The sequence below is a fragment of the Streptomyces viridiviolaceus genome (assembly GCF_014650995.1).
In the GTDB taxonomy this organism is placed as follows: Bacteria; Actinomycetota; Actinomycetes; order Streptomycetales; family Streptomycetaceae; genus Streptomyces; species Streptomyces viridiviolaceus.
This window is the reverse complement of sequence record NZ_BMWA01000016.1, coordinates 64541-88186: the sequence shown is the minus strand read 5'-3', so window position 1 is coordinate 88186 and position 23646 is coordinate 64541. Positions and strand designations below refer to the sequence as shown.

The 23646-nt window shown below is 68.7% G+C and carries 21 protein-coding genes and 4 pseudogenes; 13 read left to right on the top strand and 12 right to left on the bottom strand.

What is annotated here, in order from left to right:
* Nucleotides 1-8: 8 nt before the first annotated feature.
* Complete coding sequence (gene tap, locus IE260_RS23875) at nt 9-2234, bottom strand: telomere-associated protein Tap (protein ID WP_189875177.1); 2226 nt, start codon at nt 2232-2234, stop codon at nt 9-11.
* A gap of 126 nt (nt 2235-2360) precedes the next feature.
* On the opposite strand from tap, the gene IE260_RS23870 reads away from it, so the two are divergent.
* Nucleotides 2361-3341 (top strand): hypothetical protein, encoded by a 981-nt coding sequence (locus tag IE260_RS23870; protein WP_189875176.1) that lies wholly within the window; start codon nt 2361-2363, stop codon nt 3339-3341.
* A 216-nt stretch (nt 3342-3557) separates the two neighbouring features.
* Nucleotides 3558-3956 (top strand): annotated as a pseudogene (locus IE260_RS41810) (transposase); the annotation flags it as partial.
* A 75-nt stretch (nt 3957-4031) separates the two neighbouring features.
* On the opposite strand, the gene IE260_RS23860 reads toward IE260_RS41810, so the two are convergent.
* Nucleotides 4032-5435: a zinc-binding dehydrogenase gene (locus IE260_RS23860; RefSeq protein ID WP_229881130.1), complete on the bottom strand. Its 1404-nt coding sequence runs from the start codon at nt 5433-5435 to the stop codon at nt 4032-4034.
* A gap of 571 nt (nt 5436-6006) precedes the next feature.
* On the opposite strand from IE260_RS23860, the gene IE260_RS23855 reads away from it, so the two are divergent.
* Entirely contained in the window at nt 6007-6450 is a 444-nt protein-coding gene (locus tag IE260_RS23855) for a VOC family protein (RefSeq protein WP_189875171.1), read from the top strand.
* A 733-nt stretch (nt 6451-7183) separates the two neighbouring features.
* Here IE260_RS23855 and IE260_RS23850 read toward each other — a convergent pair.
* Nucleotides 7184-7717 carry a winged helix-turn-helix transcriptional regulator gene (locus IE260_RS23850; protein ID WP_189875169.1) on the bottom strand — a complete coding sequence of 178 codons (534 nt, stop codon included), beginning with the start codon at nt 7715-7717 and terminating at the stop codon, nt 7184-7186.
* A gap of 38 nt (nt 7718-7755) precedes the next feature.
* Here IE260_RS23850 and IE260_RS23845 point away from each other — a divergent pair, with 38 nt between their 5' ends.
* The 4 genes and pseudogenes from IE260_RS23845 to IE260_RS43100 all read left to right on the top strand — a co-directional run.
* Nucleotides 7756-9174, top strand: a complete 1419-nt coding sequence (locus tag IE260_RS23845) for an MFS transporter (protein WP_189875167.1) — start codon at nt 7756-7758, stop codon at nt 9172-9174.
* A 242-nt stretch (nt 9175-9416) separates the two neighbouring features.
* Nucleotides 9417-10136 carry a hypothetical protein gene (locus tag IE260_RS23840; protein WP_189875165.1) on the top strand — a complete coding sequence of 240 codons (720 nt, stop codon included), beginning with the start codon at nt 9417-9419 and terminating at the stop codon, nt 10134-10136.
* Nucleotides 10090-10326: pseudogene (locus tag IE260_RS43105) on the top strand (GAF domain-containing protein); the annotation flags it as partial. The gene IE260_RS23840 and the pseudogene IE260_RS43105, both read left to right, overlap by 47 nt.
* Nucleotides 10327-10571: 245 nt before the next feature.
* A pseudogene (locus IE260_RS43100) lies at nt 10572-10874 on the top strand (SpoIIE family protein phosphatase); the annotation flags it as partial.
* 49 nt (nt 10875-10923) lie between these two features.
* Here the strand turns inward: IE260_RS43100 and IE260_RS23835 are convergent.
* The 4 genes from IE260_RS23835 to IE260_RS23820 all read right to left on the bottom strand — a co-directional run bounded on the left by IE260_RS23835 (nt 10924) and on the right by IE260_RS23820 (nt 13239).
* The gene (locus tag IE260_RS23835; RefSeq protein WP_189875163.1) at nt 10924-11760 is read right to left on the bottom strand and encodes an enoyl-CoA hydratase/isomerase family protein; all 837 of its coding nucleotides are present in this window, start codon (nt 11758-11760) and stop codon (nt 10924-10926) included.
* Between the two features lie 319 nt (nt 11761-12079).
* On the bottom strand, nt 12080-12328 hold the full coding sequence (locus IE260_RS23830; protein WP_189875161.1) for a helix-turn-helix domain-containing protein: 249 nt from the start codon (nt 12326-12328) through the stop codon (nt 12080-12082).
* Nucleotides 12328-12819, bottom strand: a complete 492-nt coding sequence (locus IE260_RS23825; protein ID WP_189875159.1) for a DUF2975 domain-containing protein — start codon at nt 12817-12819, stop codon at nt 12328-12330. Before IE260_RS23825 ends, IE260_RS23830 begins: the two co-directional genes overlap by 1 nt.
* A gap of 174 nt (nt 12820-12993) precedes the next feature.
* Entirely contained in the window at nt 12994-13239 is a 246-nt protein-coding gene (locus IE260_RS23820; RefSeq protein WP_189875157.1) for a hypothetical protein, read from the bottom strand.
* A gap of 194 nt (nt 13240-13433) precedes the next feature.
* Between IE260_RS23820 and IE260_RS23815 the strand changes: the two genes are divergently transcribed.
* On the top strand, nt 13434-13751 hold the full coding sequence (locus IE260_RS23815; protein ID WP_189875155.1) for a hypothetical protein: 318 nt from the start codon (nt 13434-13436) through the stop codon (nt 13749-13751).
* Between the two features lie 808 nt (nt 13752-14559).
* Here IE260_RS23815 and IE260_RS23810 read toward each other — a convergent pair.
* Entirely contained in the window at nt 14560-15552 is a 993-nt protein-coding gene (locus IE260_RS23810; protein ID WP_373303391.1) for an alpha/beta hydrolase family protein, read from the bottom strand.
* 141 nt (nt 15553-15693) lie between these two features.
* On the opposite strand from IE260_RS23810, the gene IE260_RS23805 reads away from it, so the two are divergent.
* Nucleotides 15694-16290, top strand: coding sequence for a TetR/AcrR family transcriptional regulator (locus tag IE260_RS23805; RefSeq protein ID WP_189875151.1), 597 nt, complete (start codon nt 15694-15696; stop codon nt 16288-16290).
* 464 nt (nt 16291-16754) lie between these two features.
* Here the strand turns inward: IE260_RS23805 and IE260_RS23800 are convergent, their stop codons facing one another.
* From IE260_RS23800 to IE260_RS23790, 3 genes are all read right to left on the bottom strand, one after another.
* Nucleotides 16755-17315 (bottom strand): GNAT family N-acetyltransferase, encoded by a 561-nt coding sequence (locus IE260_RS23800; protein ID WP_189875149.1) that lies wholly within the window; start codon nt 17313-17315, stop codon nt 16755-16757.
* Nucleotides 17316-17485: 170 nt separating this feature from the next.
* A complete protein-coding gene (locus IE260_RS41805; RefSeq protein ID WP_229881126.1) occupies nt 17486-17815 on the bottom strand; it encodes a YceI family protein in 330 nt (109 codons plus the stop codon).
* A gap of 451 nt (nt 17816-18266) precedes the next feature.
* Nucleotides 18267-18689: a winged helix-turn-helix transcriptional regulator gene (locus IE260_RS23790; protein WP_189875381.1), complete on the bottom strand. Its 423-nt coding sequence runs from the start codon at nt 18687-18689 to the stop codon at nt 18267-18269.
* A gap of 86 nt (nt 18690-18775) precedes the next feature.
* Between IE260_RS23790 and IE260_RS23785 the strand changes: the two genes are divergently transcribed.
* Together IE260_RS23785 and IE260_RS23780 are read left to right on the top strand one after the other, a co-directional pair.
* On the top strand, nt 18776-19591 hold the full coding sequence (locus tag IE260_RS23785) for an NAD(P)H-binding protein (protein WP_189875148.1): 816 nt from the start codon (nt 18776-18778) through the stop codon (nt 19589-19591).
* A gap of 5 nt (nt 19592-19596) precedes the next feature.
* A pseudogene (locus tag IE260_RS23780) lies at nt 19597-20433 on the top strand (integrase core domain-containing protein).
* A gap of 583 nt (nt 20434-21016) precedes the next feature.
* Here the strand turns inward: IE260_RS23780 and IE260_RS23775 are convergent.
* Nucleotides 21017-21721 (bottom strand): GntR family transcriptional regulator, encoded by a 705-nt coding sequence (locus IE260_RS23775; RefSeq protein WP_189875146.1) that lies wholly within the window; start codon nt 21719-21721, stop codon nt 21017-21019.
* Between the two features lie 137 nt (nt 21722-21858).
* On the opposite strand from IE260_RS23775, the gene IE260_RS23770 reads away from it, so the two are divergent.
* Together IE260_RS23770 and IE260_RS23765 are read left to right on the top strand one after the other, a co-directional pair.
* Entirely contained in the window at nt 21859-22701 is an 843-nt protein-coding gene (locus IE260_RS23770; protein WP_189875144.1) for a fumarylacetoacetate hydrolase family protein, read from the top strand.
* 16 nt (nt 22702-22717) lie between these two features.
* Nucleotides 22718-23641, top strand: coding sequence for a VOC family protein (locus tag IE260_RS23765; protein ID WP_189875141.1), 924 nt, complete (start codon nt 22718-22720; stop codon nt 23639-23641).
* The last annotated feature ends 5 nt before the right edge of the window (nt 23642-23646 follow it).

Genomic DNA, 23646 nt, shown 5'->3' with positions numbered 1-23646 from the left:
GCCCTCCCCTACTCGCCGTTGTCGGTGTCGGTGACGGTGCCGTCCTTGATGTACCGGGCGAGGTTGAGGTCCGGGGCGTCGAACCGCTCGCGGACCTCCTCACCCCACAGGACGGTCTGGGTGCCCTCGTGCTTCACCAGGCCGGGGTTGATGCCGAGCTTGAAGCCGCCGGGCAGCGGCTTGCCGTCCCGGTAGGGGAGGAAGTCCAGCGGGCTGGTGCCGTCGGCCGCGTACACGACGCAGTCGGACATGATCGCGACCGGGTACTGGCCGGTGAACGCCGCGTGCTTGACGATCTTGCGGTGCAGGTTGATCCGCGTGCGGGAGATGACCGCCGCGCGGATGTCCGGCCGCCACGTGGGGCGGGACAGCGCCCGCCACGGCTCGCCCGGTCGCCAGCCCTCCCCGCGCGGGCGTTCGCGCAGCTTGCCCAGGCCGCCCTTGACCGTTGCTTTGACGGCCGAGACGACGATCGCCAGCTGAGGGTCACGCTCCTTGTAGCCGTCCATCGCCGCGAGGAAGCCGGCCGGCGGCATGTCCGCGTGAACGCCGAGGTCGGCCATCGTGGCGAGGTAGGCGTCACGGAGCCGGTTGTACCAGGCGTCCAGATAGCGGCCGTTGTCGTAGCGGACGTACGCCTCCAGCGGGCGCACCTCGTAGCCCAGCTCCACCGCGTAGGCGACGGTCGGCGTGGCGTACCAGGCCGGGCCATCGGGACGCTCGCCCTGCGGCGTGAACGGGCTCGGCAGCAGACTGGCGTCCAGGTCCGCCCACTTGTCCTTGCCGACCTTCACGCGGGACAAGTCGACGTGGGAGAGGTCGACCAGCCACGAGCCGGGCAGCTTGGGGTCGAACACCGGTGCCTTGACGTGCGTCGGCGCGCCGAGGCCGACGACCAGGCCGTTGGCGCCGGCGGCGAAGGCCATGTTCACGTCGATGCCGACCAGGTGGCGTTTGGTGCATTCGGCATCGGTCATCGGCCGTGCCCAGTCGTACGCCTCCTCCAACAGCTTCTCCGCCGGTCCTCGGACGTGGAAGCGTGGCAGGTCCGCCAGCAGCGGGTGGCCGTCAGGGGCCTCGCACGGCGCGCAGTCCACCGGGTCCTTGCCCAGGCTGCCGGGGTTGTGCTCGGAGTGCCGCTTGCCGTCGGTGTCGGGCTCGGAGGCACGGGTGGGCGGGTGCAGCGCGGTCATCAGCTCCAGGCCGGTGACGGCCGTGGAGCCCCGCGGTGTCATCACCCGCGACGCGTACACGCCCAGCACATGGGCGAGTTCAGCCGGCGGGAGCTCGGCGGCGTTGCCCCAGTGGCGGGAGTCGAGAGCGTGCCAGGACGGGATGCACAACTGCACGCAGGTCCGCTCCGAGCCCTGCGCGGGGCGGTAGATCCGGGCCCACGGCCCGAATCCGCGCTTGGTCAGCTTCCACTCCGCGCGGGCCAGCTGCTTGATGACCTTGTGGCCCTCCGGGATCCGGCCGGCGAGACGCTCCTCATCGGTGAGGGCGACGGGCAGCCCGTAGCGCTCCAACGCGGCCTCGGTGAGCACGATCAGCGGGTCGGCGTCCTTTCCCGGCCCGGACAGCCTCGGCTGCCCGAGCTTCGCGTCGCTCAGCGTCCAGGTCACCAGGGCCGGGAGGGACTTGGCGGGCACGTCCAGGACCAGGCCACCGGGACAGTACGCCAGCACCTGACCGTCCTCGACGTCGACGACGGCGAGCGGACCGTTCTCGAACCGTGGGTCGATGCCACCCGCCGGGGTACCGGCCGGGGCCACCTTCCGCACGCCCGGCCGGCGCGATTCTGACGTGCTCCTGGCGGTGCGCTCCGGGCTCGGTACGGCTTGCTCGGCAGGCGCGGAAGAAGCGGGGGCGGTCTGGGAAGCTGCGGCCTCTGGGCCCGGGCTGGGGGGCGGATCCGGCTCCGCCGGGGCGGGCGTGCTGGTGAATGTGGCGGGCGCCGGAGCGGCGGCCGGCTCCGGCGGCGCCGAAGGGGCGGGATAGAGTTCCGCGAGCTTGTTCAACAGACGTGCATACGCCTCACGTTCCGGGCCGCGCGGCTCGGTCGGCTTCTTGGCCGACTCCCAGCCCGACACCGTGGCCCGGCGCACCTTCAGCGCGGCGGCCACTTCGTCCAGCGTCAGGCCGTGCGCGACCCGCAACCGCTTGCGCTCCCCCGCCGGCGGCAGCGGAGCGCGGGACGCGACCAGTGCGTCGACCGCGTCGAACAACTCGGACATGGGAGCACCTCCTGATCCCTACCCTAACCGATGAACCGTACGCATCACGTACATTCACAGTACATAGCGCGTACGGGCCCTGCGGAAACAGCGCGGCGCAGATACACAGGGCGTCTGCATGGGCAAATGAAGATCAGTCACGATGCAGCAACAAGAGGGGATCGGCAGTCGCAACGGACCGATCCCGGCCCAGGGTCGGTCCGTCACAGAGGCGAGACACCTCCACACCGCACAGCGCTGCTGGCTACAGGAACCATCGGCGGCTGCAGCAGCGAGAAGGAAGACAGCCGCGCAGAGCATGTACGCAGCGCCGCCCCGTCCGTTGAGCGTGAGGCTCGGGCCCAGCAGGTGGCCGACGCCTGGGACGGTTCCATCGCGGCCGAAGCATGGCGCAAGGGCTACTACCCTACGGGGGAGGCCATCCAGCTGCCCGATAACGGCCTGAGTAGTGCAACCGACAAGCGCGCCTACGAAGACCAGAATTTCCTTCTCCGTGGCAACCTGCCCGCCGCAACACGCAAAGACGGGCAGGTGACGTGGAAAGGCGGCGGATCGATCACGCTGCCACTGGTGGACGCTCGGGCGGCCTGCGGCATGGACCGCAATGGTAGTGGGGCACCTTACCTGACCGTGACCGGAGCACGGCTGGGCGAGATGACCGTCGCCACCAGCCGCGGCCCGGCTACCGTCCCCGCGTGGCTGTTCGCGCTGGAAGGCTACGACACCGCCCTCAAACGGATGGCCGTCAGTCCGTCGAAGCTCCCGGAGTCGCCGATCAAGCAGTCCGCCCGGGTCTCATCAGGCCAGTTGCTGCCCCTCGGCAGGTTGGTCGGGGTGGCCGATGCCTGCCGGACCGTCACCGTGCCGGCCAACCATGGCTCTTGTGATGACGGACCCGGTGTAGACGTCCTTGAGACCAACGGCAGCGTGGTGTTGTCCGCGTTCATCGTCGAGGCGAGGAAGGGCCCCTGGACTGGCGAGATGAACGGTGAGAGTGTGACGGTCGTGCTGAACCGGCCAGTCGGCAGCCGGGTCATGCTAGACGCGTTCACGGGCCGACCGGTGCCCTTCGATGGACCGAACAGCCAGTCCCCGAGCTGGCGCTGAGTGGCGATTCTTGAGACTCCTCCGCTTATCGATCGTGGGGCGGGCCTGTCGAACAAGCTCCCTGATCGGGTGATCTCGGGAGAACCGGCGCATGACAGCAGGGCCTCTTAGTAGCTCGGCAGAGCCAACAACCTAAGCGGCAGGGGCCCGACGCTCCCACCTGGCACTGTTCGAGGCGTGAGCGAGCAGAACCCCGCAGCTCGGCGGAATGTGCCCAACCTGGTCACCGACGCCACCGGCATCCCGCTCGCCGCCACCCTGACCGGCGGCAACCGCAACGACGTCACCCAGCTGATCCCGCTCCTCCAGGCCGTACCACCCGTGCGCGGCAAGCGCGGCCGGCCCCGGCGCCGCCCGGACGTGGTCCTGGGCGACCGCGGCTACGACCACGACACGTACCGTCGCCTGGTCTGGGACCTCCGCGTGAAGCCGCAGATCGCCCGCCGAGGCACCGAGCACGTCTCCGGCCTGGGCACCCAACGCTGAGTCGTGGAGCGAGCGTTCGCCCACCTGCACTGGTTCCGCCGCCTGCGCATCCGCTGGGAGATACGCGACGACATCGACGAAGCCTTCCTCAGTCTCGCTTGCAGCATCAGGTTGTTGAGGTCAGCCAGGGTCACGTCCGGACACCAGCAACCGCGTTCGCTCACAACCGCCGGCGTGGCCCTCAAGACCGCGTAGGACATTCCGTTAGGAGTCCTGGCCGTCTTTGAAGACGAAGAGTGGTTTGGCGTCATGTGCGGGTGTTTCGGCGAGCGAGACGGCTTCAGCGAAGCGTTCGAGCGGGAACGGCTGACCTTGAGGAATGCTCAGCACTTCCTCAGCGACGAGACTGCGAACCTGGGACAACGCGCCCAGCGCATCCTCAGGTGAGACAGTGCCGAACCAGCGGTTCAGCCAGAAGCCGCGGACCGCTTTGGTCTCGTAGATGACCGAGCGTGCCTGCAGCGGGATCGTCAGCGCTGCCGGATCAGTCTGCCGATGGGTGGAGAGCGCGCCGTAGACCACGACCTCTCCCCCCGGAGCCAATGCCTGCGATACCTGGGCACCCACGGGTCCCGAGACACAGTCGACAGCCTTGCGCACGCCGGCCGGTCCTGCTGTCTCAGCCACACGCTGCAACAGGTCCTCGTCCTCGGTGCAGATGACCTCGTCCCCACCAAACGCTTTGATCTCCTCGACGGCACCGCGCCGCCGCACGACATTGATCGTGCGGATCCCCAGGTGCCGGGACAGCTGGATGACGAGCCGGCCGACGGTGGAGCCCGCGGCCGTCTGCAACAACCATTCACCCGGCTGTACGTCGAGTTCGCGCGTCACGAGGAGCAGCGCGGTCAAGGGGTTGACGGCGAGTTGACAGGCGGTGGAGTCGCTCAGATGGTCGGGGACCGGCAGGAGCCTTCGTGTGTCGGCGACCAGGTATTCCTGCCAGGTTCCGGCCACATGGGGCCCGGGTACCGCCGGTACGGCAGCGACGACCACACGCTCGCCGATCTTTGGCCCTTCGGTATCCGGACCCAGAGCCTCAACACGGCCCATACATTCCATGTGACCACCAACAGTGGGAAAGTCGGGGGAGAAACCGTAGCGGCCGCGCAGCACGTGCAGATCACTGGCGTGAATCGGAGTCGCCTTCACACGGATCAACGCCTGACCAGCTTCTGGCGTGGGAACAGGCCGGGATTCCAGCCGCAGGACATCGGTAGGCTCGCCGACCTTTCCGGCTACGAGCGCGCGCATGGATCGAGGCATGAGTGACCTTTCGTCTCTCAGCGCCCGGCAATCTCGGCGGGCGTTTTGGACAAAACCTGTGCTGGTGCCGGCATCCTTGTTCGGCGCCGGCCCCCGTCGTCTGACCGGCGTCCAGCGCTCGGCCGCGTGGCGACGGGCCGGTGAGACGGCCGGCGCTGTCCGATCGGACCTGCGCGGGATCCAGCGATGCCGTTGCCGGGTGACCTGTCCTTCCGCCTCCATTGCGGCGCGATGAGCCGCCGGCAGGCCACGGCCCCGGCGCCATGGCCAGTCCTCCAGGGACTCGTACGACACGTCCCGGCCGAGCGACGACACGGCCGCGTCCAGCAGGCGATCGTCCATGGCCCGCTGCGGGCCGGGGTCGATGCGGCCGCCGTCCAGAGTGACGGCTCCGGCGGGTCGATGAGTTCCGCCCCCGCGAGGGCCAGCGAGAGGTCGCCTTGTCCGACGGGACGGTCGGAGACGACGTACAAGGTGGCGATCAGCAGGTTCCTGGGTGGGGTCATGTCGGACTTCATCTCAGAGGCACTGGTGGCGCAATGTCGCCGCTCCTGTCCGGGTCCGGGCACCGTTCGCCAGTGCGGGCTCTCGTAACCGGCGCGGGATGCCCCACCACCACCATGTGCTACGGGAAGCCGATGCGCAGCACGGGGGCGGCAGCGGCAACGGAAACCCAGGGCATCGATCCGATCGACCACACCTGCGCCGCCGCCCGCCATCAGGCAAGCGGGGTCGCTAGGATCATGAACACTCAAAGCAATCAACTGATCACAATTGGTCGCCTGGCGGTCCGTCCTCAGGCCGGCGCCCACCACGACCAGGGCCTTCCACGGATACGCAGCGGGTGCCACGAGCAGCACGCATCGCCATGGGCAGAGGCCGTTGGACACCAAGGGACAGGAGCAAATCGATCGTGGACATGAAACTCGAGGTCGTGGTGGTACCGGTCGCCGACGTCGACCGAGCCAAGAACTTCTACGAGGACCTGGGGTGGAGGCTCGACGCCGACGTCGCCCGCGGCAAGGACTTTCGCGTCGTACAGGTCACCCCGCCCGGCTCGCCGTGTTCGGTCATCTTCGGTACCGGGCTCAGCTCTGCCGCACCGGGCTCTGCCGAGGGCCTGCACCTCATCGTCACCGATATCGAGGCGGCCCAGGCTGAGCTCGCCGATCGCGGCGTGGAGGTCAGCGAGGTGTTCCATGACGCGGGCGGAGTGTTCCATCGCGCCGGGACCGAGGGACGCGTACCTGGGCCGGACGCGGAGCGCACCAGCTACGGCTCGTTCGCTTCGTTCAACGACCCGGACGGCAACGGCTGGGTGCTGCAGGAAGTCACGACGCGGCTGCCGGGCCGGTGACGGTATCCCCGGCATGCCAGCGGCGTCTCTCCCCCGGCGCCGGCGGCGGATGAGCAGAGTTCGCCGTCGCTCTCGGGGCCGAATGCGGCTGCCAGGAGAACGCGGGTAACGCACGGGGCCAGGTGCGAGCTGCTGCGCTGGCCGGGCCCGTCCAAGGCCCTGATCGCCGGGGGCGAGGGAGAACACGCTGGCGATCCGCTGGCCCGGCTGCCGATCAGCGGTGCGTCGCTGGATGTGCTGCCGGTCATGTCGGAACGGCTCGGAGCGGTGAGTCGCTGCGCCTGGTGGTTCACGCACTGCACCTAGGCGGCAGGGGCTTGCTCTTCACCGAGGACGAGGAGCCTTTGCCGCGTGTGGAGAGGTGCACAGGTGAGCGCAATCGCCCGGCTCAAGCTGGCGCGTGCCGGTGGTCGTGTGCTCGCGGCCCATTCCAGGATTTGAAGGATCTCCCTGTGCCGATCAGCAGAGACCACCAGTCGCCGGGCTGGTCGAGCGACCGGGCCACCGGGCGCGAGCAGACGGCGAAAGCAGTTCTGCGCACGCGCAGTTCGGCCAGTGTTGGGCTCAGATTTGCCGGGCGAGGCCGATTGGTTCTGAAAAGCTCGGTGAAACGTCTGACGCCTGCTGGAGCGCTGACCGTCATCCGGTCATCGCCCCTCAGCCGTCGCCGACAAGCCTGAGGTAGGTCGGGGCGCGCCCTTCGAGGCTGACCGCGCCGATGGCCGAAGGACGCTCAACTCTGACCGGCTTGATGGGACGTGCTCGCCGTCGCGGACCGCACTGGACCGGACTGGTCCCAGCCGGACGTGAGCTCCTCCCGGTGGATGTCCTCGCCACTTACCTGTTCGCCACAGGTCTCGCAGACCGTGTGGGTGACGAGTTCGTGGTCCCGGTGGAGGAGCCGGCTGGGCGGCGTGGTGACGGCCCAGCGGTCACCCCACCCGATGAGCTCGCGGGTGATGCCCCCCAGATCGCGTCCCGCCTCCGTCAGGTAGTAGCCGCTGTGGCGTGCGTCGTCCGGCAGCGGGCGCCGTTCGAGGACACCACTCTCCACCAGCGCCTTCAGGCGCGCCGCCAGACGGTCCGAGGGGGCGCCGGTGTTCCTGGCGATCTGCCGGAACCGGTGGTTGCCGAGCATGACCTCGCGGATCGCCGGCAGAGCCCATCGGTCACCGACGATCTGCAGGGCGGCAGCGAGCGAACAGGGGCGTCCAGTCATGGTCTGAGGATCGATGCGCGTCGTCACCACCTCATTGTCACCCGTCATGGTTTGATTTTCAAACTTACCCGTGTTTGGCTTGCCGCATGACTGAGATGGTTCGATTTTCAAAGCGTCCCCGGACGGCCGCCGCGGTCGTCCTGGTGGCGGTGTTCATGACTAATCTCGATCTGTTGATCGTCAACGTCGCGCTCCCAGCCATGGGAGAGACCTTCTCCGAGGGCGGCGGGGGCGTGACCCTCGGTTCGCTGTCCTGGGTCCTCAACGCCTACGCGATCACCTTCGCCGCGCTGCTGGTGGTGGCCGGGCGCGCCGGTGACCGCATAGGCCAGCGGCCGGTCTTCCTCACCGGTATCGCCGTCTTCACCCTCGCGTCGCTGGGCTGTGCCCTGGCCCCGAACCTGGAGACTCTCGTCGTGGCCCGGGTCGTGCAGGCTGTCGGGGCGTCCGCCCAGATTCCGACGTCCCTGGCCCTTCTGCTGGCAACGGTGCCGGCCGAACGCCGTACCCACGCCACCCGTAACTGGGCCGCGGTCGGCGGACTCGCCGCGGCCGCCGGGCCCGTCGCCGGTGGCCTCCTGACCGCGGTGGACTGGAGGTGGGTCTTCGCCGTCAACCTGCCCATCGGGATCGCGGCGCTCGTCGCCGGCCGATCGGTCCTGCCGAAGCCGGCCGCGCGGGAGACGGGTCCGCTGCCCGATCTCCTCGGCGCCCTGCTGCTCATCTCTGCGGTCACGGCGCTGTCCGCGGCGCTGGTGCAGGCACCCGACTGGGGCTGGGCGAGCGGCGGGACCGTACTGCTCCTGGCCGTTGCCGTGATCGGCGGGGCAGCGTTCGTCTACAGGTCCCTGCGTCACTCCCATCCGTTGTTCGAGCTGGACCTGCTGCGGCTGCCGCGCTTCGGAGCGGCGAACGCGGGCAGCTTCGTGTTCGGCGTCGCCTTCGCGATCATGCTGCTGTCGAATGTGCTGTGGTGCCAGGACGTCTGGCAATGGAGCGCGCTGCGCACCGGTCTCGCCCTGGTCCCCGGTCCCGCCCTCGTCCCGGTCGTCACCCTTCTGACGGCCCGCGCAGCGCAGCGCTTCGGGCACGGTCCGCTGGTCGCCGCGGGCGGGACGCTGTTCGCGGGCGGCATGGTCTGGTTCGCGTGCTTCGCGTCCGTCACGCCGGACTACTGGCGTGGCATGCTGCCCAGCCAGTTGTTGACCGGTACGGGTGTCGGTCTGGCCCTGGGAACTCTGGTGGCCGCTGGTGTGCATGCCGTTCCGGGGCACCGTGCGGCGACCGGTTCGGCGCTGGTCAACTCTGTCCGTCAGATCTCGACCTCGGTCGGCGTCGCGGTCCTGGTCGCTGTGGTCGGCTCTCGCGTCGGTGCCGCCTCCCTGCACGACTTCCGGATCGTCTGGTGCGCAGCCGCCGTACTGGGCCTGGCGACGTCCGCGTTCGGTGTGCGCCTCAGCCGTAGCGGCGGCTCAACCCGAAGGGCGCTCGCCGCATCGACATAGCTCAAGGCGGATGTGGCGGACTCTGAGGGATGGGTCGGAACCGACCGCTTTCGGCGTCAAAAGCCTCAGTCCGGGCAATACTTCGGCCGGAAACGACGGGATCGCGCTCGCTCGGCCGTGAACAACGGCGCGGAAAGCGGATAAGGCTGCACTCGGTAGTTCCGCCGGGAAAAACGAGGAGTGCGATCGACAATGCCGATGGTCACCAAACCATAGCTCCTAACCAACTGCAGGAGACTCACATGAACGAACTTCTCACATCGGCAATCGAAGCCCACGGCGGAAACACACGCTGGCGTTCGCTGACCCGGGCGCGAGCCACCCTTGTCAGCGGAGGACACCTGTTCGCCACCAAAGGCCTGCCGCAGGATCCCGAACCCCGCGAGATGACCGTGCTGCTCCACGAGGAGCACGCTTCGGTCAGACCCTTCGGTGCCCCTGACCAGAAGACCGACTTCACGCCCGACCGGGTGAGCATCAACAAGCTCGACGGGCGAGTGGTGGCTGCTCGCGAGGACCCGCGGTCGTCCTTCGACGGCCACACTCTGGAGACCCCCTGGGCCCCCCTGGACCGCGCCTACTTCAACGGCTATGCCCTGTGGACCTACCTCACCACGCCCTTCCTGCTGGCCATGCCCGGCTTCACGGTCACCGAGATCAAGCCGTGGCGGGAAGGAGACGAACAGTGGCGAGGACTGCGCGCCACGTTCCCGCCCGACATCGCCAGCCACAGCACCCACCAGGACTTCTACTTCGGCCCCGACCGGCTGCTGCGCCGACACGACTACCACGTCGACGTGGCGGGCGGATTCGCCGCCGCGCAGTACGTCTACGACTGCGTGGAGGCGGACGGCATCGTCCTGCCCACCAAGCGCCGGGCCTACCGCCGCGACGCCGACGGCTACCCCATTCTCGATCAGGTCATGGTCTCCATCGACCTCAGCGACATCCAATTCAGCTGAAACGCCCTGGCTCGCGGCCGTCCCGCCGCGCGCGGAGGCGATCCGCGCTTCCGGTGCGCACAGCCTCGTCACGACACCCCTGACACTGCGGGGAGCCGTGCTGGGACTGATGAGCCTGTACCGCACCGGCCCGAGCGACGTCTACGACAAGGGCGACGTCACCCTTGCCGTCGCAGTGGCCGCTCACACAGCACTGTGCATCGACAACGCCCGCCGTTACACCCGAACACACCATCGCCTTGACGATCCAGCGCCATCTGCTGCTACCCCAGCCTGCGACGCGGACGACCGTCGACACCGCGCACATGCACGTGCCGTCCAAGACGGGCGGAGGCGACGGGTTCGACACATTCGCCCTGTCCGGCGCCCGCACCGCCCTGGTGGTCGGAGAAGTAGCCGGCCAGGGCATCCACGCGGCCACCGCCCCGGGGACGGATACGGACCGCCACACACTCCCTGGCCGCACTCGACCTGGAGCTCGACGAGCTCCTCGCCCGCCTCAACGACACCGCCGTCAACCTGGCCCAGGAACGCTCAGCCCTGCCGCCCGGCGACCCCATGCCGCTCACGGGAAGCTGCGTGTACGCGGTCTACGACCCACTCGCCCAGACCTGCACCATCGCCCTCGCCGGCCACCCGCCACCCGTGATCGCCCGTCCCGACGGGAGTACCGAGGTCCCTCACCTGCCGAGCGGACCTCCCCTGGGCAGTACCGAAGGGCCGCCCTTCGCCACCACCACCATCCCTGTCACCGACGTCACACCGGCGCAGCCGTCGACGCTGCCCCTCAGCCGGGGAACTCCGCCACGGCCTCGTCGAGGTCGCGTTCGAGGTCACCAGGCGTCTGGAGGCCCCGGTTCGCGAGGTAGTCCAGGCGCTCGCGGCTTTCGGGCAGTGCAATCAGGCCGAGGAATGTTGCCGAGTCGGAGCGGACGTTCGCCGGCTGCGGCAACGTGAGGTCATTGATCGCGCGCTTCGCGGCCTTGACCCCCGCGGGTGGGAAGCCGGCGATGCGCGTGGCCAGGCGTTCCACGAAGCCGTCCAGCTCGGCGTCGGGCAGGGCGCGGTTGATCCAGCCGTAGCGCTCCGCGAGATCGGCATCGAAGTCGTCGGCGCCGGTGATGGCCTCGATGGCGCGTGTTCTGCCGAGCCGCCGGGTCAGGTGCTGGATTCCGCCGGCGCCGGGCAGGGCGCCGGTGCCGGACTCGAACTGACCGAAGATCGCGTTCTCCCGCGCGGCGAAGATCATGTCGCAGGCCAGGGCGAGTTCGTTTCCGCCACCGCGGGCTCTGCCGCGCACCTTGGCGATGGTGATCACCGGGACGTGCGCCAGCTTGTAGAGGAACATGCCGAGCGAGGCGTCTCCGGGGCCGCCGGCCTTCGCTGCCTCCGCGGTGTACTGCGGGATCGCCGTGAGGTCCACGTGCGCCGAGAAGAACTCGGGTGAGGCGCTGTCGATGACGACCACCCGGGCGTCACCGGGGTCGCTGTACAGCGTGTCGACGAGTGAGACGAGGTCACGGACGAGGTCGACACCAATGAGGTTGAGGGGGCCGGCGTCGAGGGTGGCGAACAGGACACCGGCCTTCTCCCGGGTCTGAATCGACGAGTAGGCGAAGCTCATGACGTCTCCTTCGGGTGAGGGCTGCGGAAGGGAGCGGGAAGGAGGGGTCCCACCGGAACCCGGGGCCGCGCGCGGCGCGGTTCGAAGCGCCTGCACGTCCACGCGGGCGGTGCCGTGGCGCCTGGCGACGAGCATCAGCAATCGGCGGGGCCGACCTGCCCGATTCACTGTTCAGAGGGTGGCTGTGTCCTCCAGCCTCCACCCTGGAGTGGCAGGCTGGCACACGAGGACTGTGGGGACGCTCCTGAAACCCATGGCGCCGGCACCTCGGCGAGGGCCGTGGCCACCGGACACGCCGAGGGAGCAGTATGTGCGCCCGTCAGGCGGGGTGCTCACGGAACCAGGTGCGGGCGGCGCCGCTCGCCACGGCCTCCCATCGCAGCAGGTCGCCTGGCTGGCACTTGAGCACCTCGCAGAGCGCGGCGAGGGTCGTGAAGCGCACTGCCTTGGCACGGCCGTTCTTGAGTGCCGCCAGGTTGGCGGGTGTGATCCCCACGCGGTCCGCGAGCTCGCCCACGGACATCTTCCGCCTGGCCAACATCACGCCGATGTCGACGGCGATCGGCATCAGATCACCTCGTCCAACTCGGCCTGCATCCGCGCCGCTTCGACGTCGCGCGCGACGGCCTGGGCGAGCAGCATCCGCAGCACGCGCACGATGAGCGCGACCCCCAGGATGGCCACGCCAACCCCGCCCATGATGACGGTGACGCCCGGGTCGTCCCGCTGGCCCGGCGCACTGACGGCTGTGACCGCGAACCACACCAGGGCAGCCACCACGATCGCGCCGGTCACACCGTCCACGTACCGGAAGGCGGCGTGGGAGAACACGGTTCCGCGCCGCACCATTGTCACCAGCCGCCATACGCAGACCAGGGCGACCTGAACCGACACCACGCCCAGGATCGTGATTACGCGCAGCGCGGTCAGCGGGAGCGACCCGTCCTCCGGGTCGCTCCCGCTGACCAATGTCCACACCATCAATGCCTGCACGAACACGGTGCCGGCGAGCACCACCACGAGCAGGACGCGCAGCGCACGCACGGTCAGCTTTCTCATGCCCATCCCTCCATCGAATCGCAATCGAAATCTATCGAGATTCGATAGATGGAGCAAGGGCTGAGACGGAGGGTGGGCGGCAGTTCCGCACAGGGGTGGGAGGTCGCCGCCTCCCATGGCATGGCGGGACCGGACGTCACCCGACGCCGACGCCCTGGGGGCTGGCCTACGCCATCAAGGGGACTTCACGGCATGTCCCAGCGCGACGAGGCCGGCACCGACCACCAGGAGCGACGGGGAGCGCAGGTTCCAGCTGATCAGCATCAGGATCGCCCCTGCTCCCCATAGTCTGGGTTGCCGTACTCGCTGCTGGAGCCATTGGCCGGGCATACGGCCGAGGAACAGAGCGTGCACCCCGATGACGGCCAAGATGATGGCTAGGGCGACCAGTACAAAGCTCAGCACAAGGAACGTGAACAATCCCTTCCCCCTTGCTCGTGGCTGTTCAAGCCACATTGCTATCCAACCCGACTGCCGGGGAGGTCTCAGCGCCGGGGCGGTGATGACGTCCGGCGTCGGGGCTTGGTGCCGACTTCGTGCTGGGCCGGGCGGGTGTATGCATCACCGGTTGCAGAGAACTTTGCCCCCCGACATACACCCGCCTCCAGCAGTACGTGCCCGCACCCCCGCCCGGCGCGCGGCACCGGCCGGCCATCCAGGAAACGGCGAGGGAGGACTGGCGGCGGCGCTACCTGCTCTTCCCGCGGCTGCTGTTCGTCCTGGACGACACCGGCCCCGTCGGCATCGAAACCCGCATCCACGCCCTGAGCGCCGCCGCCCGCGACCTGGCACTGGCCGCCTACCTGCGCGAGGTTCCCATCCTCGTGGCACCGATGACCGACCTGCTCCAACACGGACCCGCCGCACCCGTCTGGCGACCCGTCCACAACCCCGACCACAAGGTCGGCTGGATGCACTCCCGACGTCCGTAGCCAGACATCGGCAAGCCCTTGGCCGCCGGCCCGACCACGGCCGCACGGACTGCCAACTGCGAACCAGAACACGGCAGGTTGACTGGTGGCCTTGTTCAGTGGCTGCGTAGGTCAGAGCGAAGAGCACTTGTCGGTCGGAGCTGGGTGCTGCTGGGCCTCCGAATGATTTCGTAGGAAGGGTGGGGCCCGCCAGCTGCCTGCGCGGTCGGCCGGGGCAGGCGGAGGGCGCGTCATCGGCCGTGGGCGTGAGAATCTCGGCAGTTTGGGCGACGAGTTGCAGCATCAGTCGCTCTCGGTTGATGAGCACGCTGGAGGCGGAGCGGGTGCCACGGCGCTGGAGGAGGTCTGCCGTGTCGAAGAATTGGTAATGGCCGAGCCGTAGGGCGCGCCGTACCTGGTACTGGTCGCTGCGGTCGGCCGCGTCGTTGAGCATGGCGTGCAAGGCGGCCAGGCGGTGGAGGTAGCGGCAGGAGGTCCGGCGTCGAGGATGCGGACGCTCTCGCCGGCGCGGGCATCGAGTGCGTCGGGCAGGTGCTCCACGAGCAACGGGGCCAGGGTGGCTCTGTTCTCGAGTACCGGCAGCAGTTGTTCACCCGTTTGAGCAGTGTGCGCGGTCGGCTGCAATTCGAACGGTGCCGGAGTCTGGGCAGCGCAGAGGCAGCCTATTGCGGCCGAGGGCCCTGGGTGCCGAGGCACTTCGGACCGAGGCGGCCGGCTGCCCACACACTGTCGTCGAGTACGAGCCCGCTGACTGTCCCAATGCTCCTTTTCCGCCTCGCCCGGCAGGCTGGCTATGGGGGTGGGAGGCTTACTTGGATTCGACTCGTCCTACCGGGTCGGGGCCGGTCGTCAGTGCCTTGCATTCGTTCGGCCACGTAGGGGTGCCGGGGTGAAGCTGGGTGCTGAGGTAGGCCGCGGTGAGCCGGGCGAGGGCGGCGACTCGCTCGGGGTTCTCGTCCGTGGTCTCGGCGGCGTCGTATCCGGCGATCCCGCCAAGTCCGTGCTCCGCGTCGAACAGGGTGAGCAGGGTCTTGGGGCCAGGAGCGAAGGTGTAGGGGTCGGCGTGCCAGTCCGGCCCCATGTCTGTGAAGTGCCGGGAATCGTCCTTGTCGCCGGCGACGACCAGCGCGGGTGCGGTCATGGTGGAGAAGTCGACGGCCCCGATGATCGACCACTGCTCGGCCATGGGCCCGTTGAGGACTTCCCCACCTCTGCCGGGCGCGGCGAGCAGTACCCCTGCCTTGATCCGGGGCTCGACGAGGTGCACCACGCTGCCGGTGTCGGGGTCGTTGAGCCCGGCGCCCAGCAGGAGGGCGGCGGTGAAGCCGCCGAGCGAGTGTCCGACGACGGCGACTTTGGTGGGGTCGATCCGCCCCGCGAGCTGCGGCACGGTGCGCTCTATCACGTCGAGCCGATCGAGGATGTGGGTCATGTCCTCGGCGCGGGAGCGCCAGAAGTCGGGTGCGCCGGGTGCGTCGGCGACCAGGTGGCTCAGTGTCCGGGAGGTGAGGTGGGTGGGCTGAACGACGGCGAATCCGTGAGCGGCCCAGAAGTTGGCGAGCGGCGCGTAGCCGTTGAGCGAGGAGAGGTTGTTCGAGGGGCCGTGACCGTGGGAGAGGAGGATGACGGGGAGGCCGGTTCCGGTCGCGGGTGCGGAGACGCGCACCTGGAGGTCCACGGGACGTCCGGGCACGGAGAGGACTACGGGGCTGAAGGACAGGACCGGGACGGGCGCGCCCAAGGCGTCGGTGCTGGTGGCGGTGGATGTGCTCACGATGTGGGTTTCCTTTCGGTGGCACATGCCGCCCACCGGTCTCCTGCGACCGGCGACGGACATGGCGGTCAGGAGCGGCCCGTTTCGGCTAACCTGAAACGGAACGCCGCTCCACTTAGTATTCGGAGCGACGCTCCGTTTTGTCAATCGATGTGGAAGGAATACGTGATGGCCACCGAGAGCCCAGCAGGGGATTCGCCGTCCCGAGGCAAGCGGGCCGACGCCCAGCGCAACCGGCAGACGGTGCTCACTGCCGCCGCCGAGGTGTTCGTCACCTCCGGCGTCGACGCGCCCATCCGTCAGATCGCGGCACGGGCGGGCGTCGGGATGGCCACGATCTACCGCCACTTCCCGACCCGGGCGGATCTCGTCACAGCCGTCTACCACCACCAGATCGAGGCATGCGCCGAAGCCGGCCCGAACCTGCTGGCCAGTGCCGACTCCCCACTCGAAGCACTGAGCCAGTGGATCGACCTCTTCGTCGACTTCCTGGTCACCAAGCACGGACTCGCCGACGCCCTGCAGTCCGACAACGACCGCTTCGCCGCGCTGCACGCCTACTTCCTCGACCGCCTGCTGCCCGTCTGCGCCCAACTGCTTGACGCTGCGGTCGAGGCCGGCGACATCAGGCCCGGCACGCAGCCGTACGAGCTGATGCGCGGCATCGGCAACCTCTGTATCGGACGCGACAACGACCCCCGCTACGACCCCCGACGCCTGATCGCTCTCCTCCTCCAGGGACTCCAGCGACCTCACGCGTCCTGATGCCGACGTGACATCGCGACCCGGCCCCTCCGCGACTTCCACGCGAGCTGAGCGGCCGCCTCTCAACAGCCGGAGACGCCGGCAGGCAGCAGCATGCCTGAGCTGGTGCTGTCGTTCCTCATGAACATCGAACACGACATCACACGGACGCTGCTCAACGTCGTGACATCCGCTGTCGTGACTCGTGAACAAAGCCAGGTGGCTTTGTTCACCGGTTTCACAGCGGTTTGCGCGGTGCTTCGGGAGGCACCCGGGCCGCGGCGTGTTCGATGTTCACGAGAAGCGACAGCACTCGTGCGCGCCGATGAGAATGTTGCCGCTCCAGGCGGACCCTACGAGCTACTGGATGCTCCAGCGATGTTGGATGGCCGGGATCGGTGGGGCAGGCGAAGGACGTCGAGCCGCCGGAGCGGCCCACGGTGATCTCGGTGGGGTGCGGACCGAAAGGCGGGCAGGTCTCGGTCCTAGCGGCCAGCCGTCGGGTGCCACTCGCGGCGGAGGAGGCCGAAGACCCAGGAGTCGGAGACGTCGCCGTTGACGACGCAGTCCTCGCGGAGGGTGCCTTCGCGGACAAAGCCGAGCTTCTCCAGGACCCGGGCGGACGCCACATTGCGGGTGTCGGTCTCGGCCTGGACGCGGTTCAGGTCCAGGGTGTCGAATGCCCACCGCAGGACGGCGTGCGCGGTCTCCGTGGCGTAGCCGTGGCCCCACGCGGCGGCGTCGAAGACGTAGCCCAGGGACGCGCTGCGGAAGTCCGGGTTCCAGTTGGTCAGACCGCACCAGCCGATGAACACGCCGTCGGAGACGCGGTCGATGGCCAACCGCGCTCCCGTGCCGTCCTCCTCGATCGTCCGGCAGGCCGCGATGAAGCGCTGGGCGCGTGCCGGTTCGGTCCACGGCGGGGAGTCCCAGTAACGCAGCACGTGGGCGCTGCTGTGCAGCGCGTAGAGCGGCGCCGCGTCGGCGTCGGTGAACGGCCGCAGTCGCAGGCGGGCGGTGTGCAGTTCGGGGGTGGGCAATGTCATGCGGAGCATCCTGTCGCGCCACGCTCGACCCTGACCATCTGTTTATCCGGACGGTCGGAGGCGTACGCACCCAGTGATCCCGGACCCGCCGCATGGGCGGTGAGTCCGCAGTATCTTGCCGGCATGGCGAGCAAACGGCGCACCGTCGGGACGCCGACCAGCCTCGTCCTCTACTGCGGTGGCGTCGGGGTGTCCGGGCCCTGGAACATCGCCTGGAGATCCAGCTCCAGCTTGATCCGCGGACCGACCACGGCGATGCCACGAGCGAGCATGGAACGCCAGTTGAGTGTGAAGTCCTCCCGATGCAGCTCGGCCGTAGCCAGTGCGGCGCATCTCAGCTCTTGCCCGTAGCCCCCGTTGACCATGGCCAGGTAGGTGGTGTCCAGTTGCACGGACCGGCTCGTGCCATGCATGGTCAGCACGCCCTGCACCGTCCACCTGGCGCCGTGCCGGTGCACGAAGCTGTCGCTGGCGAAGTGAAAGTGGGGGTCTTTGTCCACGTCGAGGAAGCCAGGCGGACCTGCCCCAGGTCGCACCGCGATCCGGCCACCACTGTGAAGGTGTTGTGCGCCGGCTCCGGGCTGTCGGCCGTCACCAGGACGGAGTACTGGCCCGGTCGCAGCATGGCCACGAACCGCCCGAAGGGATCGGTCGTGGCAGTGACCGTCGTGTAGCGGGTGGTGCTGTCGGTCACTGGATGGATGCGCTGTGCAGCGGCATGCCCATCGGGTCCATGACCTCACAACTGACAACTCCCGCTTCCCGCGGGAGTGCTGGGAAGAGATCCGCAGGGCTGGCACCCCTGCGCTTGCGGAGGAGCAGAAAGGTCACGATGTTTTCCTTCGAGATGACGTCGACAGGGCATCGTTTCAGATTCAACTAACTCACTGAGGGTGCTCCACCGGCGATACCGCTAGGTGTTGCGGGTCATGACGTTGTTGACGCCGGCGGTCATCGGATCTCGTTGTCGGGATGTTGCGCGTCGTAAGCCTGGCGGGCGTGGGCGATGGTGTCTCGGTGCTCGAGTGACCAGTCGGCCAGCGCCTTGACGAGGTGGGTCAGGCTTGCGCCGGTCTCGGTGAGTCGGTAGTCGACCTGGGCGGGCACCGTTGGGTAGACCGTTCGAAGTACCAGCCCGTCGCGTTCCAGCCGACGGACGGTCAGTGTCAGCATTCGCTGAGAGATTCCCTCGATGGCGCGCTGAAGTTGCCGGAAGCGCCGCGCCCCGTTTGCAAGCTCGACGATCACGAGGACCGACCACTTGTCGCCCACGCGGTCGAGCACGTCGCGGATCCCGCAGTCGGGGTGGTCCGACTGCCCGCACGGTTCCAGCTCTGCGGGTCCAGCGGTTACATAAGTGTGCCTCACTGACATGAAACTGCCTCCTTGTGGGCCGACCGCGGCCGGTTCAGGATCGCCGTAGTTACTGAAGAGAACCACGGTAGGAGATTGAACCCCCAATGATCATGGTGACCGGCGCGAACGGACAGCTCGCCTCCCTCACGCTCCAGGAGCTGGCCGACCGGAAGGTGCCCGCCCTGGGTGGCAGCCGAACACCCTCCGACGGGCAGCGCCACCTGGACTTCGACGACCCCACCAGCCTGGTCCTCACCGGTGTCTCGACGCTGGTCCTGGTCTCGGCCGGATATGCCGAGGACGACCAGGTCATCGCTCGTCACCGGGCCCTTCTCGACGCTGCGGACCGCGACGGCGTCGCGCACGTGATCTACACCAGCCTGACCGGCACCGGGGATCACCTCGGGTTCGCGCTCGCCCACCGCGCCACCGAGGACCTTGTCAAGGCCAGCGGCCTCGGGTGGACCATCTTGCGCAACGGGCTCTACGCCGAGCTCTTCGGAGCGTTGTTGACGTGGACACCCGACGGCCTGGAGTCAGCTTTTGGCGATGGCGCTCTCTCTGCGGTGGCTCGGGCGGACCTGGCCGCAGCCGCGGCCATCGTTGCCGGCCACCCGACCGCGCACGCCGACAAGACCTACGACCTGGTCGGCGACCCGATCACCGCCGACGATGTCGCCGAACGTCTCGGCGTCGCCCACCGAACGATCGGGCTCAGCGAGTACCGCGCCCGCCTCCTCGCGGACGATGCACTGCTGCCGTTCCAGCCGCCGATGCTCGCCTCGATCGCCACCAGCGTCCGCCATGGGTACCTCAGCAGCTCCAGCCCCGACCTCGTGGGACTGCTCGACCGACCGCTCACCGACGCGCTGGCCGTTGCGGCGGACACCGCGGCTGCGATGCGTCCCGGCGCACGCTGACGCGGATGGTTCATCGCAACGCGCCGCTGTCCCTCGAAGGTCGTCGGCGGCTGGTCGAACACTGCCTTGCCCGCCCCATCGCACACGTGGCCGCTGAGATGGGCATCTCTCGTGCGTGCGCATCGAAGTGGGTCAACCGCTACCGCCAGGATGGCGAGCTTGGCCACCTGGATCGTTCCTCGGCCCCTCACCGCCAGCCGACAGCAATCTCTGCGGACGCCGTGGCACGGATCGAGGACCTACGTCGCACGCGGAAGTGGTCCGCCTCCCGGATCCCCTTCGAACTCCGAGAGGAGGACATCAAGGTCAGCCGCCGCACGGTCTCTCGTCACCTTCTCGCCTCGGGCTGAACCGCCGCAAGTTCATCGACCCGAACGGCTCCTCAAACCGCGAACCACGCAAGATCATCGCTCGGCGGCCCGGTGGTCCGCATCGACGTGAGGAAGGTCGGCCGAATCCCCGACGGCGGCGGCTGGCGAGTCCACGGCCGAGGAACAGCGTGGTTCGTGGCCCACGGCATCACCCGCATCGAGCGGATCGTCACCGACATCGGAGCCTGCTACCGCGCCGCAGCCTTCCCACGGGCGCTGATCGGCTCGCGGCACCAGCGGATCACGCCTTACACGCCACGACACAACGGGAAGGAGGAGCGCTACAACCGGATCATCTCCGAGGAGTTCCTGTACGCCCGCACCTGGACATCAGAAGACCAACGCAGCGAGGCTCTCGGCGTCTGGAACATCCACTACAACTACCACCGGCGCCACACCTCCATCGGGAACCAGCCCCCGGCGGCTCGACTACGAGACGGCGTAACCAACGTCCTGACCTCGTACAGCTAGGCCATCGCGTCACCTTCGCAATTTCGGCACCTGCTCAAGCGCTGACCGCGATGAGCGTGGCGGCACCCGCGCATCGCGGTTCACTCGCGGTCTACTCTCGATCAGTGTGGCCAGGCGCTCCGCTCGGCCGACAGCGCAGCGAGACCAGGGTGACGCCAACATGCCTCCGTCACCGGCTCCGAGGGCCGCGGAAGGGTGCTCGCCCCCTTGCTGCGGCGTCGTCCGCCTGCCTGGGCTATGACATCGTGGGCCGGGTCCGAAGCCCCCCTTCGGCGGTGCGGGAACGTGCCGGCTACGACAAAACGGCCGCTCGGGGCGGGACCGCCCACCTCCGGCAAGAGCTCCAGCGACTGCCGGTCCGGCGTCTCCGCCGCCCGTACGGGAGGTGGGCGTCGGGCCAAGGGCCGGCTGTCGGGCCGCCACGGGGCGCTTCGGTGGGTGCAGGTCGCCTACTGAAGGCGCCGTTGCCAGGGTCCGGCCGGGCTGGGCCAGGTGGGGCGCCCGCACGGGACCCGCCACCCGAGAGGGGACCGCCTCATGCGCCGGGCCGGGGACTCGGCGCTCGCCTACGCTCGATCCTCGCTCATTCCTCGGGCGCAGGCTGTTCGTGATCCAGGCGGTCGGCGGCTGCCAGCAGAAGCTCGGTGGTGTGCCGTACGTGGGCGCACAGAGCTGCCGCTGCCGCATCCGGGTCCCTGGTCAGTGCGGCTTCGAGCAGTGCGCGGTGTTCGCCGGCCAGGTCCCGGCCCGGCTCGTCGCCGAGCGGCTGCGACCACCGGCGGTAGAGCTCTGCCTCGTCCCGCAGGCCGAGGGCCATCCGCAGCAGCCGACGGTTGGTGCAGCCGTCCAGAAGGGCCGCGTGGAAGGCGGCGTGGGCGGCGGCCCAGTCGTCGTCGACGCGCTGGTCGTCGCCTTCGGCGGTGTACCGGGTGCGCTCGAGCGTGTGGTGCGCCGCGACGAGGCGGGACTCCCAGGACAGGTCTCCCTCGACCACTGAGCGGCGCAGGACGAGGGCCTCCAGCTCGATGCGGGCCTCGGTCAGCTCCCAGAGCTTCTCCCGGGACAGGGGGGTGACGACGAACCCCTGGTGGGGTTCGGACCTGACCAGGCCCTGTTCCGCCAGGCGCACCAGGGCCTCGCGCAGCACGCTGACGCTCGCGTCGTAGTGCGCGCTGAGCACCGGGAACTTCAGCCGGCATCCAGGCAGCAACCGGCCGCTGAGGATGTCGGCGCGCAGACGTGCGCGTACGTCGTCACCCAGTGTCTGCTTCCCACCCTTGGCCACCATGTCGCTCACCTTAGACACAGATCGAATCACCGACAAACTTTCGAAAGTTTATTGACGCGTCGAATTGCCGGGTCTACAACGGTGGCGAGCCCTTCGGCGGACGACGCCGGAGACGACACCGCCTGGGAGCGTGTGAGATGCGCATTGCGAATGCGGCCGGTCGGCTGATGCTGCTGGCCGACGACGGCTGGACGGATGTGGAACAGGCCAGCCGCGGGCTGTTCTCGGCCGATCCGCAGGAGATCTACGAGCGCTGGGAGGAGTTCCGCCACTGGGCGGCCCAGACCCGTCCCGCCGCCGGCCACGCGATGATCGACGAATCCGAGCTGCGCTCTCCGGTCCCGCGGCCGCGGCAGACCCTGGCGATCGGGCTGAACTACCGGGATCACGCGGACGAGTCCGGGTTCACCGTCCCGGAACATCCACCGGTGTTCACCAAATTCGTCTCCTCGATCACCGGCCCGTACGGAGAGATCCTCTTGCCCGAGGGCAGCGTGGACTGGGAGGTGGAGCTGGTCGCGGTCATCGGGCGCCGCGCCTGGCAGGTGAGCGAGGAGCGGGCCTGGGCACATGTGGCCGGCCTGACCGTGGGGCAGGACATCTCCGAGCGGGATCTGCAGCTGTCCGGGCCCGTGCCGCAGTTCAGCCTCGGCAAGTCGCACCCAGGGTTCGGCCCCATGGGCCCCTGTCTGGTCACCCCGGACGAATTCGACGATCCGGACGACCTCCGGCTCGGCTGCGCGATCAATGGCGAGGAGGTGCAGAAGGGCCGTACCTCGGACCTGATCTTCTCCGTTCCCCAGCTGATCGCCCGCCTCTCCGCGGTGCTGCCCCTGCTGCCCGGAGACGTGATCTTCACGGGCACGCCGGCTGGTGTGGGGCTGGGCCGCACCCCCCGGCGTTTCCTCGCCGACGGTGACGAACTCGTCTCCTACGTCGAGGGCATCGGCGAGCTGCGCCACCGCCTGGTCCGGGCCTGAAGAGAGGGGACACGGCATGGGACTGCACCGCCTCACCTCGATCACCATCGGGGTGCCCAATGTGGAAGAGACATCCCAGTACTACACGGACTTCGGCCTGCGGCCGACCGGTGACAACGCCTTCGCCACCGTCGACGGCGGACAGCAGCTGAAACTCGTCCACACGCCCTCGAGGCGGCTGGTCGAGATCGGCATCGGCGTGGACGATCCCGACGACCTGGACCGCGTGTCCGCCTCACTCGCGCGCCTGGAACTGGCCAGCGAGCGCACCGGGAACTCGCTGGTGACCGAGGAACCCATCAGTGGCGTACGCGCAGTTGTCGGCATCGCACCGCGGCTGGAGCAGCCGAGGATCGAGCCCACCCCCTACAACGGGCCCGGACGGACGGACCGGCCGGGAACGAGAGCTCCCGGGGTGCTGCGCGAAGAGGCAGTGCGGCCCCGCAAACTGGGGCACGTCGTCATCGGTTCCACCGATCAGGCGGCCACGCAGCGGTTCTTCACCGACGGGCTCGGTTTCAAGATCAGCGACCTCGTCCCCGGCATGGCCGCCTTCATGCGCTGTTCCACGGATCACCACAACGTGCTCGTGCTGTCGGCACCGGTGAACTACCTGCACCACACGTCGTGGCAGGTCGACGACATCGACGAGATCGGCCGCGGGGCGACCGCGATGCTCCAGGAACACCCCGAGCGGCACGTCTGGGGACTGGGCCGCCACCACATCGGCTCCAACTTCTTCTGGTACCTGAAGGATCCGGCAGGGAATTTCTCCGAGTACTACTCGGACCTGGACTGCATCGTCGACGACGTGCTGTGGAAGCCGGAAGCCTTCGAAGGCGCCAAGGGACTCTTCAACTGGGGACCGCCTCCGCCGCCCTCCTTCCTGGAGCCGGAGGACCTCGCCGCCCTCATGACCGGTGCGCACGCGCCCCGGTGACGGAC

Coding starts and splice junctions, on each gene's coding strand:
- tap (WP_189875177.1), bottom strand. CDS start 2,234: ATGTCCGAGTTGTTCGACGCGGTCGACGCACTGGTCGCGTCCCGCGCT.
- IE260_RS23870 (WP_189875176.1), top strand. CDS start 2,361: ATGAAGATCAGTCACGATGCAGCAACAAGAGGGGATCGGCAGTCGCAA.
- IE260_RS23860 (WP_229881130.1), bottom strand. CDS start 5,435: ATGGACGATCGCCTGCTGGACGCGGCCGTGTCGTCGCTCGGCCGGGAC.
- IE260_RS23850 (WP_189875169.1), bottom strand. CDS start 7,717: ATGACGGGTGACAATGAGGTGGTGACGACGCGCATCGATCCTCAGACC.
- IE260_RS23845 (WP_189875167.1), top strand. CDS start 7,756: ATGACTGAGATGGTTCGATTTTCAAAGCGTCCCCGGACGGCCGCCGCG.
- IE260_RS23840 (WP_189875165.1), top strand. CDS start 9,417: ATGAACGAACTTCTCACATCGGCAATCGAAGCCCACGGCGGAAACACA.
- IE260_RS23835 (WP_189875163.1), bottom strand. CDS start 11,760: ATGAGCTTCGCCTACTCGTCGATTCAGACCCGGGAGAAGGCCGGTGTC.
- IE260_RS23830 (WP_189875161.1), bottom strand. CDS start 12,328: ATGCCGATCGCCGTCGACATCGGCGTGATGTTGGCCAGGCGGAAGATG.
- IE260_RS23825 (WP_189875159.1), bottom strand. CDS start 12,819: ATGAGAAAGCTGACCGTGCGTGCGCTGCGCGTCCTGCTCGTGGTGGTG.
- IE260_RS23810 (WP_373303391.1), bottom strand. CDS start 15,552: ATGTGCCACCGAAAGGAAACCCACATCGTGAGCACATCCACCGCCACC.
- IE260_RS23805 (WP_189875151.1), top strand. CDS start 15,694: ATGGCCACCGAGAGCCCAGCAGGGGATTCGCCGTCCCGAGGCAAGCGG.
- IE260_RS23800 (WP_189875149.1), bottom strand. CDS start 17,315: ATGACATTGCCCACCCCCGAACTGCACACCGCCCGCCTGCGACTGCGG.
- IE260_RS23790 (WP_189875381.1), bottom strand. CDS start 18,689: ATGTCAGTGAGGCACACTTATGTAACCGCTGGACCCGCAGAGCTGGAA.
- IE260_RS23785 (WP_189875148.1), top strand. CDS start 18,776: ATGATCATGGTGACCGGCGCGAACGGACAGCTCGCCTCCCTCACGCTC.
- IE260_RS23775 (WP_189875146.1), bottom strand. CDS start 21,721: ATGGTGGCCAAGGGTGGGAAGCAGACACTGGGTGACGACGTACGCGCA.
- IE260_RS23770 (WP_189875144.1), top strand. CDS start 21,859: ATGCGCATTGCGAATGCGGCCGGTCGGCTGATGCTGCTGGCCGACGAC.
- IE260_RS23765 (WP_189875141.1), top strand. CDS start 22,718: ATGGGACTGCACCGCCTCACCTCGATCACCATCGGGGTGCCCAATGTG.